13 protein-coding genes are annotated in these 13584 nt (G+C 62.3%); 3 read left to right on the forward strand and 10 right to left on the reverse strand.

From position 1 onward, the window contains the following. Positions 1-2: 2 nt before the first annotated feature. The 9 genes from VVT58_RS02960 to VVT58_RS03000 all read right to left on the reverse strand — a co-directional run bounded on the left by VVT58_RS02960 (position 3) and on the right by VVT58_RS03000 (position 9478). On the reverse strand, positions 3-671 hold the full coding sequence (locus tag VVT58_RS02960) for a haloacid dehalogenase type II (protein ID WP_327754254.1): 669 nt from the start codon (positions 669-671) through the stop codon (positions 3-5). 347 nt (positions 672-1018) lie between these two features. Continuing rightward, complete coding sequence (locus VVT58_RS02965; RefSeq protein ID WP_327754253.1) at positions 1019-1945, reverse strand: glyoxylate/hydroxypyruvate reductase A; 927 nt, start codon at positions 1943-1945, stop codon at positions 1019-1021. Continuing rightward, on the reverse strand, positions 1942-2988 hold the full coding sequence (locus VVT58_RS02970; protein WP_327754252.1) for a PepSY-associated TM helix domain-containing protein: 1047 nt from the start codon (positions 2986-2988) through the stop codon (positions 1942-1944). The genes VVT58_RS02965 and VVT58_RS02970 overlap by 4 nt, the downstream gene beginning before the upstream one ends. 99 nt (positions 2989-3087) lie before the next feature. Then, entirely contained in the window at positions 3088-5268 is a 2181-nt protein-coding gene (locus tag VVT58_RS02975) for a TonB-dependent siderophore receptor (protein WP_327754251.1), read from the reverse strand. 334 nt (positions 5269-5602) lie between these two features. Further along, positions 5603-6814 (reverse strand): heparan-alpha-glucosaminide N-acetyltransferase domain-containing protein, encoded by a 1212-nt coding sequence (locus VVT58_RS02980; protein WP_327754250.1) that lies wholly within the window; start codon positions 6812-6814, stop codon positions 5603-5605. A gap of 164 nt (positions 6815-6978) precedes the next feature. Further along, on the reverse strand, positions 6979-7587 hold the full coding sequence (locus VVT58_RS02985) for a hypothetical protein (protein WP_327754249.1): 609 nt from the start codon (positions 7585-7587) through the stop codon (positions 6979-6981). Between the two features lies 1 nt (position 7588). Then, entirely contained in the window at positions 7589-8278 is a 690-nt protein-coding gene (locus tag VVT58_RS02990) for a HupE/UreJ family protein (RefSeq protein ID WP_350339863.1), read from the reverse strand. Between the two features lie 47 nt (positions 8279-8325). Continuing rightward, entirely contained in the window at positions 8326-8706 is a 381-nt protein-coding gene (locus VVT58_RS02995; protein ID WP_327754247.1) for a hypothetical protein, read from the reverse strand. A 28-nt stretch (positions 8707-8734) separates the two neighbouring features. Then, positions 8735-9478, reverse strand: coding sequence for a DUF4198 domain-containing protein (locus tag VVT58_RS03000; protein WP_327754245.1), 744 nt, complete (start codon positions 9476-9478; stop codon positions 8735-8737). Positions 9479-9748: 270 nt separating this feature from the next. Here VVT58_RS03000 and VVT58_RS03005 point away from each other — a divergent pair, with 270 nt between their 5' ends. Then, positions 9749-9934, forward strand: coding sequence for a DUF1328 domain-containing protein (locus tag VVT58_RS03005; RefSeq protein ID WP_327754244.1), 186 nt, complete (start codon positions 9749-9751; stop codon positions 9932-9934). 6 nt (positions 9935-9940) lie between these two features. Then, positions 9941-10144 (forward strand): DUF5818 domain-containing protein, encoded by a 204-nt coding sequence (locus VVT58_RS03010; protein ID WP_327754243.1) that lies wholly within the window; start codon positions 9941-9943, stop codon positions 10142-10144. Between the two features lie 21 nt (positions 10145-10165). Here the strand turns inward: VVT58_RS03010 and VVT58_RS03015 are convergent, their stop codons facing one another. After that, positions 10166-10432 carry a hypothetical protein gene (locus VVT58_RS03015; RefSeq protein WP_327754242.1) on the reverse strand — a complete coding sequence of 89 codons (267 nt, stop codon included), beginning with the start codon at positions 10430-10432 and terminating at the stop codon, positions 10166-10168. Positions 10433-10844: 412 nt separating this feature from the next. Between VVT58_RS03015 and acnA the strand changes: the two genes are divergently transcribed. Continuing rightward, positions 10845-13514, forward strand: a complete 2670-nt coding sequence (gene acnA / locus VVT58_RS03020; RefSeq protein ID WP_327754241.1) for an aconitate hydratase AcnA — start codon at positions 10845-10847, stop codon at positions 13512-13514. Positions 13515-13584 lie beyond the last annotated feature (70 nt).

Below are 13584 nucleotides of genomic sequence, written 5' to 3' on the forward strand. Positions count from 1 at the left end.
GATCAGAGACCCACGACCGCCGGCAACGCACCGATATGCGGGATTTCGACGTCGCGATAGAAGGCGTTGGACGGCTCATGTCCACGGCCCACGAACACGCGGCAGCCGAAATGCAGGTCGGTCGCGGTGTTCTGGTCGTAACGGAAGCTGGAGGAGACGTGCATCATCTCTTCGGGCTTCGCGCCGAGCTGGTCGAACATATATTCGAACGCCTGCATGCGCGGCTTGTAAGCCTGCGCCATCTGCGCGGTGTAGACGGCGTGGAAGGGCGCGCCCAGCATGGCGACATTGTGATGGATCTGGTCGTTCATCGCGTTGGACAGGATGACGAGCGGAATCTTGTCCCCGATCTTGGAAAGACCGCCCGGCACATCCTCATGCGGACCCCATGTCGGCACGGCGTTATAGACTGCGTCGGCGTCGGCTTCCCGATATTCCACGCCCCATTTCTTGCAGGTGCGGCGAACGGAGTTGCGGATGACCTCCTGATAGGGCTTCCATGCGCCCAGCACTTCATCCAGCCGATAGGCGCCCCAATCCTTGCAGAAGGCGGGCAGGTCTTCGGCCGCGACGCGATCGGCCATGAAGGCGGTCGCCATCTCGGTCATGCGGAAGCGGGTCAGTGTGCCGTAGCAGTCGAAGCTGATATATTTGGGCCGGAAGTTGGGCATGGGTGGAACTCCCCTTGGTTGAGCATGGCCGGTGGGCCGTTTCGATGAGGCCATTACGGCATGGGCTGTCCGGAACATGTCTCCGATTGGTTCGGGGCGAGGGGCAGATTTGGACCTTTTATACCATGCTTTCGGCATAGTTTGCCGTGGGTGGTGATGGAGGGCAATCGGGGGAGTGGAGGGGTGGATTTAGCAGCATGGAAGGTGAGGGGGCGGCAGATAATATTGCGGTTCAGCTTCCTTCTTCGTCATTCCCGCGCAGGCGGGAATCCATCTCCCATAAGAAGTACTAGACGGAACGGTCGGGAGATGGGTTCCCGCCTGCGCGGGAACGACGGAAGGGGCGGCTAGTAGCCCCGATCCTTGCTGACTTCGCCGTCCATGGGCTGGCCCGCTTCGAGCCTGCGGACATTGGCGATGAGCGCACGCGCCGCGCTGTCGGCCCGAGTCATGCTGGCGATATGCGGGGTGAGCATGATACGAGGATGATCCCAGAAGGGATGGTCCTCAGGCAGCGGCTCCGGCTCGGTCACGTCCAGAATTGCGGCGGAAAGGTGCTTTTCATCGAGCAACGACAGCAGATCATGCTCCACCAGATGTCCGCCTCTTCCCACATTGATCAGCGCGGCACCGTGCGGCAGTTTCGAAAGAGTCCCCCGGCACAAAATACCGCGGGTTTCGACGGTCAGCGGCACTAGGCAAATGAGAATGTCGCAACTGCCGAGAAACGTGTCCAACTCCGCCTCGCCCGCATGACAGGTGACGCCTTCCATCGCATGCCGCGACCGGCTCCAGCCCGAAAGCGCGAAGCCGAAGGGGCGCAGCGCCTTCAACACCGCCTGGCCCAATTGCCCCAGTCCCATCACGCCCACCCGCCGCTCGGCGGCGGCCACCAGCTTGACCGGCGCCCAGCGATGCTCCCTTTGCGCCAGGCCATAGTCGATGAAGCCCCGATGCAATGTCAGCACCGCCCCGCAAGCATATTCGACCATGCCCTCGACAATGCCCGGCTCGATCATCCGCACCAGCCGGACATGGGGCGGCAGCTTGCTCATGTCGAACTGGTCGATTCCGGCGCCTACCGAGAACAGCGCTTGCAGGCCCGTCAGCCGCTCCAGCAACTCACGCGACGGATCCCAGGCCGCAAGATAGCGGATCGCTGCCGGATCGTTCATTTCGTCCGGCGTCACGAAGGCGATGTCCGGCGCTTCGGCGGCGAAGATCTCCCGCCAGATGCGCCCGCGTTCGGGATCGGATGTATAGAGCAAGGTCATGCCATCTGCTTTCTTGCGGCGGACCGGCGGCGCATGGCCTGAGCCTGCCACCACATCAGCGGTCCGGAAAGGGTAAGGGTGAGCAGCGCCAGCGCGACCAGCATCAACACCATCGGGCCGATCATGCCGAAACTGTTGCCCGTGTGCAGCGGCAGCACCGTCATCCAGAGCGCGCCATTTTTCTCCGCCCGCGTCGCGCTGACGATATGCGGATCGGTCAGCGTCACGATGGCGCGATGCACGGCGCGGGGGTTGCGCTCGGGCGCGTGGAAATTGGCGACCAGCCGCTCGTCGGTCAGGCGGAAATCTCGCAAGCCGCTGTCGGGAAAAGCACTCTGCGCCAGCGCCAACGCCCGGTCGATCGCGGGGGCGCTCGCAGCGGGCCGCTGAAGGGCGGGGGCGTCCGCGCCGATCAGTTCCGGCACCACCAGCAACGAGCCCGTCACCGCCATGAAACCCAGCAGGACCGACATCAGCACGCCCACCGTCCGATGCAACTGCCGCAGCACTAGCCGAAAGGCGAGATTCCAGCGGATCGAGAGTTGCTTCGAGATAGGCCCCTTTTTGGGCCACCAATAGGCCAGGCCCGTCCCCGCTATCGCCAACAGGGCCAGCGCATTGAGCAGCACGACCGCCATTCCGGCCTTGCCCGCCATCAGCCGGTAATGGAGTTGAAGCGCGGCTTCCACCGGAAAGGCCCAGACCGACCCCTTGCGCGGCACGCCGCCGCCCGCCGGATCGACCGACGCATAGCGCGTGCCCTGCGCCCCGGTCAGTTCCGCAAGGTAAGTCGCCCCCTCCACATCGGGCGCGAAGAGGCGTGCGACGGCAAAGCCGGGCAATGCCCGCTCCGCCCTGGCCACCGCTGTCCCGGCCGAAATATCGGGCGCCGTGCCATGGCTGACCAGCCCCGCCGGATCGATCCAGCGCGCCACCGGCCCGCGATAGAGCAGCAGCATTCCGGTCGTCGCCTGCACCAGCAGGAACGCCGCCATGGCAAGGCCGATATATTTGTGAAGGCGAAGCCATCGCGCCCGGTTCATGGTCTTTTCCTAACATGGAAAGACCGCCGGCGACCCATCAGGCTTGGAGGGGTGGTCGCCGGCGGCCGGTCGAGCCTCAAAGGCCCGAATGTCAGCAGATCAGAAATCGAACGTCGCGCGGACCGTGAAGGAGCGCGGCGCACCCGGCTGGACCCACAGCGCCGCATAGGAGCTGGCGTAATATTTCTTGTCGAACAGGTTGTTGACGTCGGCTGACAGCTTGATCTGGTCGGTGATGTTGAACGAACCTATGACCTTTACCAGCGTATAGCTGGGCAGGAAGAAGGTCGTCGCCGTCTCGCCCAGCCGCCGCCCGACATAATTCACGCCCGCGCCCAGCATCGCTTCATGATTGCCGATCGAGAAATTCTTGAACAACAGGGCATTGGCCTGATGCTTGGGAATGTTGATCAGCGGATCGCCGGGAAGGATCTGCTGGTTGAAATTGGGATCGCCAACGGCGCTGTCCCAGCCCGCATCGGTATAGGCATAGGTCAGGAACGCTTCGAACCCCGCGGGCAGCTTGGCGTTCAGGTCGAACTCAATGCCCTTGCTCTTGGCGGAACCCACAGGCTTGGAGAAATTCGCGTTGCCCGGATCGGTGCTCAGCACGTTGGTCTTCTTCATCGTGTACAGCGACAAAGTGCTGGTGATGCGGCCATCCGGCGTCACGAACTTGGCGCCGACTTCATAGGATTTGCTGAGTTCCGGAGCGAAGGGCTGTTGATCGGCGCCGATGCCGCTGTTGGGACGGAAGCCCTTGCCGTAGCTGGCATAGAGCGAAATGCTGCGGGTCGGCTCGAACACCAGTCCGGCCATGGGGCTGAACTTGGTATAGGCTTTGCGCGGGTTGGGATTGGTCGCGCCCGGCAGCCGGATATGGATATTCTGGCTGAAATCATCGTAGCGCCCGCCGAAGCGGACCTTGAACTGCTCGGTGATCTCGATCTGATCCTGGGCGTAGATGCCCCAGGCCTTCTGAATCTCGATCGAATTCTGGATCTGCTGCGTCGGAATTGGCGCGGGGATGTTGTAGTTCGGATTGAAAATGTTGATCGAGTAGGACTGATCCGTAGCGCTCGGGCGAACGCGGGTCTGGAAGGTATCGATCTTGAAGCGATCCCAATCCGCGCCGATGCGGATATTGTGCACGATCGATCCAGTCTCGAGCTTGCCGCTGATTTCGCCGCGTACCACCATATGATTGGTGCTGTAGTCGCGGAAGCGGCGCTGGCGGGACAAGGTCTGGCCGTCGGCGTAAATCCTTTGCCGTCCGGCTAGAGGATTGGCCTTGTTGAACGCCAATTCCGGATCGCTGGAATAGCCGACGAACGTCGTGTCCTTGTAACCGGCGCCCAGCATCAGCGTCCAATCGTCGCTGAAGTCATGCTGATATTGCGCCTGATGGCCAAGCACCTCGACCTTGGTCTGGCCGTCATTGGGATTGCCCAGAAAGCGCGAATTGGGAATGGCGCCCAGATTATAGCTGATCGTTCCGTTGGCGTTGATGGTCGGGATCGCCACAACGCCGCGCTCGAACGGCACTTCCTGGTTCACATATTCCAGTTCGTAGGTGAAGATGTCCGTGTCGGAGAATTTCGCGATGAAGGACGGCGTCAGCACATATTTGCGGGTGTGAACCGTGTCGCGGAAGCTGTTGGCATCTTCCACCGCGCCATTCAGGCGCACCGCGAACATGTCATTCAAAGGCAGGTTGAAGTCGCCCTCGACCCGATAAGTGTTCCAGCTCCCGCCGGCGATGCCGAAGCTGCCGAAGGTCTTTTCCAACACCGGCTTCTTCGTGACGATGTTGATCGTGCCGCCCGGCTCGCCGCGTCCGAAGAGCGCCGAGTTCGGACCCTTCAGCACTTCGATCCGCTCGACGTTGGAGGCATCGCGCGGGCCGCCATAGCCGCGGCCGCCGTTGAAGCCGTTCACCAGGAAGCCGCTCGGGAAATTCTCATCCCCGGCAAAGCCGCGAATGGCGAAGCTGTCCCACAGGCCGCCGAAATTATTCTGCTTCGAAACGCCGCTCGCCAGTTCCAGCGCGGTGTCGAGGCGGGTGATGTTGAGATCGTCGAGCAGCTTGCCTTCCAGGAACTGCACCGCCTGCGGGATTTCCTTGACCGGCGTGTCGCCAAAATATTGGCGCTTCATGGCCGTGACGACGATCGTCTCGCCGGCGGCATCTCCTGCCGTCTGCGCGTGCGCGCCCGGCGTCAGTGCAACGGCGGCGGCACTGGCAGTCAAGGCCAGACGAAAAGCCGAAAAATTGCGCATATTCTTACCCCTTATGAAATCGCTGTTCCCATTTGTCCTGCGAACGGGGTGAGCCGGCCTATCATTATCTTCTCTCCAGTCGGACATCTTCCAGGTCCTTTTCTCCGGGGCCGGTCCACGGGGCGTTTTGTCGCCTCTTGTTGAGATCAGGCTATGTCTGCATTGCAGAAATATTACGTCAAACTTGATGGCTCCCACGGCGCATAATTGTGAAAAGGGGTTCTGCACGGCAGGATTCACCGGGCCGTTTTCCGGCGTCTTCGCGCCCTGAAATCCCAAGAAAAAGGCCGCCTTCCGTGGGGAAGGCGGCCAGGGAACCCGCAGGCACTCGGGATCAGAGATATTTGAGCCACCAGATGTCCTTGCGCCGCTGCTTGAGCTGCGCGAACCAGCGGGTGGGGAAGTAAAGCACCGGGATCAGGATGAAGACCCAGATCCACACCCAGCGCAGATGATCGACGCCGAACACCGTGCCCTTGGTCGGGCCGTAAAGAACCAGCGCGACATTGTAGATGAGCTTCAGCGTATAGAGGTGCAGGACGTAATAGAACATCGGCGCGCCGCCCAGCAGAGCGAGGTGCGGCATCGCCTTGCTGTCCTGATATGTCTCGAACAGCGCGAGCAGCAGGCAGCCGGTGCCGACGGTCGGCATCAGGAACAGCAGCGAGGGCGGATATTTGGTGAGCGCCAGGAAGCTCATCACCGTGCGCAGCGGCGTTTCCGCAATGAACCAGGGCTTGTCGCCATAGACGTTCAGGGTGCGGATGACGATGAAGCCGATGATGAGGCCGAGGCCCAGCATCACGAGCCGTTTGATGCGCTTTTCCGGATCGCTGCCCTTGGCGAACCACGGCCCGCAGGCATAGCCGAGCAGGATGACGCCGATCCACGGCAGCACCGGATAAGTCGTCTTGAACAGGGTGCCGGCGATTTCGAACTTGTCGCGCTGGTGCAGCAGCGCCCAGGGAATGAAATAGGGAGAGTCCGCCGTCAGCCTGATGGGGTCGAGCAGATTGTGCAGGCAGACGATGGCAAGGCCCACGGCAAATTGTGCCGGGCGCGGCAGATGGAGCAGCGCGGCCAGCGCGATCATGCTGAGGCCGATCGCCCAGATCACCTGCAACCAGATCGCCGTCGGCGGGAAGGCGGGCGCCTGCGTCGGCCAGGCATAGCCGACGACCGTGAACTCCAGGAAAATCAGGAAGAGGCCGCGCTTGAACAGAAATTCCGACACCTGCCCCTTGCTGTGCGACTGGCCGTAGAGCCAGGCGGAAAGCCCGGTCAGCGCCACGAAGGTCGGCGCGCAGAAGGTCGAGAGCAGGCGGGTGAAGAACAGCCCCGGATCGGTCGTGTTGGCGTTGACGGGATCGGTCACCTGCAAATGCAGGAACCATGTCTCGCGCACATGGTCGACCAGCATGAACAGCATGACGAGCCCACGCAGCGCATCGATGGCGATCAGCCGCGTGCGCGCCTTGGCAGCGTCCATGGGGGTTGCTGTGGCCCTTAGGCCGATGGGGGGCGCTTGGCCCGCGATACTGCTCATGGCACCTGTCCTTGTGAGGTGATTTTATAGCATGGCCTGTTTGATTTGCAGCGTGCTCCTGCGAAGGCAGGAGCCCAGTTCCGCCGTCTGATCTGGGTTCCTGCCTTCGCAGGAACACGGAGCGTTTGGTGGACAGGCCATGCTCAAAATATTGTCTACGCTCTTCACTCAGCCTTGGGCTGATAGAGATCCTTGTAAAAACCGACCGTCTTCACCGTAACCGTCACAGGCGTTTCGCCCTTGTTGCGGAAATACCAGCCATGGATGCCGCCAAAGGGCGCGGTGAAGTCGCCCTGACCGCCGTCGATCTCCAGCTCCTTCCAATAATCGGTGAAGGCATCGTTGGCGGCGTTCAGCTCCTCGCCATGCATCTCCGCCTTGATCGGGCCGCTCGACTTCCATGTGAAGATGAAGCTGTCGCCCTTTTCCATATGCGCCTTCACCTCCTGGCCGCTGTGCGGGGGCAGGGTGATGGTCATTTCATCCTGACGCCAGGGCGTGGACTTGGAGATGCTGGCCTTGCTGGGCGTGGCAATGTCGCTCGCCGTGGCGGGGGCGGGGGCGGCAGGTGCCGCTTCCGCCTTGCCCGCGACCATGCCGGTGAGGCCCAGCGCCGTGCCGACGCCGGTCGGGTCGACGCCATATTCGGCGGGCAGCACGAACAGCGTCAGGATCGCGGCGGCGGCGAGCGCCGCGCCGCCGGTCGCCTTGGCCAGCGTGGAGGGAGAGGGCGAAATTTGGGCAGGAAGCGCGGAAATACTCTGCGTGTTCATGTCAGGCACCCTGAGTAAAATAGCCGGCCAACTGATAGCCGATCAGAACGAAACCGGCGGTCATCAGCGCGGCGTTGGCGAGGATGGCGCTGCGGCGGAAACTGTCGCTCATGCGCCAGAGGTTCATCAGCAGCAGGATGATGGTCAGCGCCATGAACTGGCCCATTTCGACGCCGATATTGAAGCTGATGAGGTTGGGGATCATCCCGTCCTTCGCCAGCGTCAGTTCCTGCAACTTGGTGGCCAGGCCAAAGCCGTGGAAGAAGCCGAAGATCAGCACCGCCGCCTTGGGATTGGGTGAGAAACCCAGACAGGTGCGGAACCCGTCGAGATTGTCGATCGCCTTATAGACCACCGACAGGCCGATGATGGCGTCGATGATGAAGGGATTGGCGCGAATGTCGAAGATCACGCCGAGCAGCAGCGTCGTGCTGTGCCCGATGGCGAACAGCGTCACATAGGCGCCGACATCCTTCAGCCGGTAAAGGAAGAAGATGACCCCGGCGAGGAACAGCAGATGGTCATATCCCGTGACCATATGCTTGGCCCCCAGATACATGTAGGGGATGATGTTGACGCCCGAGGCGCCTTCGATGAAGGCCTTGTCATTCTCATTGACGCCATGCGCCCAGAGCGTCGAACTCAGGAATGCCAACACCAGCCCCAGAGCCAGCAGCGCGACCCGCCGCATCGTGGGACTGACAAGCGGGTTAAGGGTCGCGCTGTGCATGGCCGCTCTTACTTCGTCTGGAAGGTGGCGAAGGTCTTGGCGCCGTTCTTGTCGATCAGCGCGACGACGATCTTCGCGCCCTTGGCGGCCTTGAAGCCCGGCGCGCTGAGCTTGTTGCCGCCCGCGGCCTTCAGCGCCGCTTCGGTCTTCTTGCCCGCGGCGGTCTGGGTCAGCTTGGCGGTGTAGCTGGCGGCCGGGATCGGCTCATCCTCTTCGCTGAGATACACGTCGACGCCCTTGGGGCCGGTGACCAGCTCGAACATGGTTTCGCCCGTCATCTGGACCATCCCGCCATGCTGCGGCTTCATGCTGCCATGGGCGTGGACGACCGCCGGAGCGGCGATCAGGGCGAGGGCGGCGATAGCGCTGCGGAAAAGATCGGTCTTCATGGGAAGTCTCCGTGAAAGGGAAGGGGGCTTATTCCGGCAGATGCGGCAGGACGAAGGACAGCGAGGCGCGATATTCCTCATGATCGACCTTCTTGTCGGTGGTCTGGCCGACATAGATCGCCATCAGCACGTTGATGCCCTGATTGCGCAGCTTGATCGTCGCGGTGCCGTCCGGGCCGGTCTTGGCGGGCGCGGCTTCGTCGGGATCGTTCACATAATCCTGCATGACGGTCGCGCCGGCGATCGGCTTGCCCTTGTAATAGACGCGCACCTTCATCGGCTCGCCCATCTTCTGCGGGATGGCGAGGTCGGCGGGCACCAGTTGGAGCGTGTGGCCCTCCAGCAGCGGAACCGGCTTGGTCGGCACCTGGGTCAGATGCACGGCATATTTGAAATTATGTTCGGCCAGCGTGGCGTTGGGCACTTCGTCGCGGCCCTTATTGTGCCATTCGCCGTCGGGCGTCTTGCTCCAATAGCCATAGTCCATGATCGCGGCGACAGCGGCGATCGGTTCGTCGCTGTCCACCACCGGGATCGCGCCCGCCGCCCGAAGCGAGGTGTTCACCGGCGCCCAGTCGCTGTCATAGCCGGTCACCGTCTTGACCAGCGGCAGGCGCTTGACCGCGTCCAGATCGTCCGCGCCCACGCCATAGATCAGCGCCAACTGCTTGGCGCGCTGCGCGAACCAGATGCCGTGCGCGCTCAGCGGCGCGGCGGCGGCAACGGCGACGCCCGCGATCAGGGTCGCGCTCATCAAACGGGTGAATTTCATCGGGCAGGCCTCCAATAGGTCAAAATGTCCTCTTGAAGATGCAGGCTATGGCAGCGGCCAGCCGTTTGATGCCGAATTGCCGTTATGAGGAAGCAGAATATTTCAAATGAGCGACGCAAATAGATGATAGCGCGCATCGGCCCAAATTCCTCCCTGCGCGAAGCGTGGGGAGGATTGGAATGTCGCAACTTCGCAAAAGCGCCGCCCGCCGGAACCCGCCGCCTCACCATCCGTTGGAAAAGCGAGGTCTTTCAACGAAAGGAGTGTCGCATGATCCGTCTGGCCATCATTTCGCTCGTGATCGCCGCCCTACTGGCCATATTGGGCTTTGGCGGCGCGGCGGGCACATTTGTCGGCATCGCCAAGTTTCTGTTCGTGCTGGCGATCGCGCTGTTCGCGATCTTCCTCGTCCTTGGCCTATTGGCTGGCAAGGGCATCAAGAACGCGATAGATTGACGCGTTATGACTGATATTGGCGCTGGAGTGGACGAAACCGGCCGGTTGATACGCGATGAGGCCGGATTCCTGCTCCAGCGCGATCTGGGTGGCAGTTTCCGGTTGGTGTTGCTGCGCGTGCCCGTCGATCATGTCGAAAAACGGGTGCGGGTGCAGGGCTATTATGCCGGGAATGGCATAGTGGAGGTGGAAGGGGTGGCCGCGGCCTGACGGCCAGCGGCCTTCTTCCCGTCAGGGATTGATCGAGTCGCGAGGGTCGTAGGACGTCATGACGTCATGCGTGCTGACAAAGCGCGCACAGGCTCCGAACCCCCGATTATTCTCCAGCGGAAGCGCTGTTTCGCAATAGGCGCATTCCGCCATCAGCCGGCCGACCATCCACTGGCTGCGGCCGCAACTGGGGCAATGATTGGCTTGCCCCGGATGATAATGAATGATGTAACCCCTTAAGGCCGGGTCAAATGACTTGCCGGTCGCGAGGTTGGACACTGGGCGCATCGTCTCTTCCTCCTCAGACACATATCACGGCATCGACGCAAAAATCGGAAATACCCCCGAGCTTTACATCAGCTTGGATGCAACGACGAACGTCAGAGCGAGCGACCCTTATCATCTCTGCAGAGCCCGCTCCTTGCATCAGAACGCGGCTGCAACTCAATGTATCCCGCGCCGGATGATCGCGTCTACAAGAAAGATTCCGGCCACTGTCCCATTTTCGCGCCTTCGCATTTGACTTGAGGCGCGCAGGCGCTATGGCGGCGCGCATCGGGACATACCCGCTTCGGCCGTGAGTTGGGGCGCATCCCGCCACCTTTCCGTTCGGTAGTTTTCCGCCGTCCGGCGAGCCTCTGGTGGAACTGCGTCATCCTGCCTTCGCATGGTCGGGGCACTGCGAGGAGACGCACGACTCATGACCGCCATCGGACAGGACACACTCGGCACGCGCGACATTTTGAAGGTCGGCGGCAAGGACATTGCCTATTATTCGCTGAAAAAGGCCGCTGCGAAGCTTGGAGACGTTTCGCGCCTGCCTTTCTCGATGAAGGTGCTGCTGGAAAACCTGCTCCGTTTCGAGGATGGCGTCACCGTCACCACCGACGACATCAAGGCGATCGTCGCCTGGCAGAATGACAAGGGCAAGGCGGAGCGTGAGATCCAGTATCGCCCCGCCCGCGTGCTGATGCAGGACTTCACCGGCGTTCCCTGCGTGGTCGACCTGGCCGCCATGCGCGACGCGATGACCGCGTTGGGCGCCGACGCCAGCAAGATCAACCCGCAGGTGCCCGTCCACCTCGTCATCGACCACTCGGTCATGGTCGACGAATTCGGCACGCCCAAGGCGTTCGAGCAGAATGTGGAAATCGAATATCAGCGCAATATGGAGCGCTACGACTTCCTGAAATGGGGCAGCAAGAGCCTCGCCAATTTCTACGCCGTGCCGCCGGGCACCGGCATCTGCCATCAGGTGAACCTGGAAAATATCGCGCAGGCGGTATGGTCGAGCGAAGGCCCGGACGGCGTCACCGTCGCCTATCCCGACACCTGCGTCGGCACCGACAGCCACACCACGATGATCAACGGCCTGGGCGTTCTGGGCTGGGGCGTGGGCGGCATCGAGGCTGAAGCGGCGATGCTGGGCCAGCCCGTCTCCATGCTCATCCCCGAAGTCGTCGGCTTCAAGCTGACCGGCGAACTGAAGGAAGGCGTGACCGCCACCGATCTGGTGCTGACCGCTACGCAGATGCTGCGCGCCAAGGGCGTAGTCGGCCGCTTCGTCGAATATTTCGGCCCCGGCCTCGCCTCGCTGTCGCTGGCCGACCGCGCGACGCTCGCCAACATGGCGCCGGAATATGGCGCGACCTGCGGCTTCTTCGGCATCGACGACAAGACGCTGGACTATATGCGCCTGACCGGCCGCACCGAAGAGAATATCGCGCTGGTGGAAGCCTATGCCAAGGAGCAGGGCTTCTGGATCGACCCCGCCGTCGAGCCGGTCTTCACCGATACGCTGGAGCTGGACCTCGCCACTGTCGTCCCCAGCCTTGCCGGTCCCAAGCGTCCGCAGGACCGCGTGTCGCTGCCGCAAGTCGATGACGTGTTCAACGCCGACCTGGCGAACGTCTACAAGAAGGCGCAGCAGCGCGTTCCGGTCGAGGGCAAGGATTTCGACATTGGCGACGGCGACGTCACCATCGCCGCGATCACCAGCTGCACCAACACGTCGAACCCCGGCGTTCTGGTCGCCGCCGGCCTCGTCGCCAAGAAGGCGAACGAACTGGGCCTGAAGCCCAAGCCTTGGGTCAAGACCTCGCTTGCCCCCGGTTCGCAGGTCGTCACCGACTATTTGAACAAGGCTGGCCTCCAGGAGCATCTGGACGCGGTCGGCTTCAACCTGGTCGGCTATGGCTGCACCACCTGCATCGGCAACTCCGGCCCGCTGGCCGAGCCGATCAGCAAGGCGATCAACGAAAACGGCCTCGTCGCCGCTGCCGTGATCTCCGGCAACCGCAACTTCGAAGGCCGCGTGTCGCCTGACGTGCGCGCCAACTTCCTTGCCAGCCCGCCGCTGGTCGTCGCCTATGCGCTTAAGGGCACGGTGATCGAGGACTTCATCACCACCCCGATCGGCGTCAGCACGGCGGGTAATGACGTTTACCTGAAGGACATCTGGCCGACCAATGACGAGGTCGCCACGACCATGGCGGGCTGCATGGACCGTGCGATGTTCCAGGCACGCTACGCCAACGTCTACAAGGGCGACGCGCACTGGCAGGCGATCGACGTCACGGGTTCGGACACCTATAGCTGGCGCGCCGGTTCGACCTATGTCGCCAACCCGCCTTATTTCGAGGGTCTCAGCATGACCCCGGCGCCGGTCACCGACATCATCGAAGCCAAGCCGCTGGCGATCTTCGGTGACTCGATCACCACCGACCACATCTCGCCCGCAGGCTCGATCAAGGCGACTTCGCCGGCCGGCAAGTGGTTGCAGGAGCGTCAGGTCGCGCAGGCCGACTTCAACAGCTACGGCGCGCGCCGTGGCCATCACGAAGTCATGATGCGCGGCACCTTCGCCAATATCCGCATCAAGAACCTGATGCTGGACGGCGTCGAAGGCGGCATGACGAAATATGACGGCGAAGTGCTGCCGATCTACGACGCGGCGATGAAGCACAAGGCCGACGGCACGCCGCTGGTCGTCATCGGCGGCAAGGAATATGGCACCGGATCGTCGCGCGACTGGGCGGCGAAGGGCACCAACCTGCTGGGCGTCCGCTCGGTCATCGTCGAGAGCTTCGAGCGTATCCACCGCTCGAACCTGGTCGGCATGGGCGTGCTGCCGCTCCAGTTCAAGGACGGGCAGAACAAGGACACGCTGGGCCTGACGGGCGACGAGACCTTCACGATCCAGAATGTCGCGGGCCTCAAGCCCCGCCAGGATGTGGACGTGATCGTGAAGCGCGCCGATGGTTCGACCTTCACCTTCACCGCGCTCTGCCGCATCGATACCGTCAACGAACTGGATTACTTCCTGAACGGCGGCATCCTCCAATATGTGCTGCGCAAGCTCGCCGCTTGATCGGCTGAGGCGCTGAGATAAGGAAAGAAGGGCCGCCTCCCGCAAAGGAGGCGGCCCCTTTCTTTTTTGG

This window comes from Sphingobium sp. SJ10-10, assembly GCF_036038995.2.
GTDB lineage: Bacteria > Pseudomonadota > Alphaproteobacteria > Sphingomonadales > Sphingomonadaceae > Sphingobium.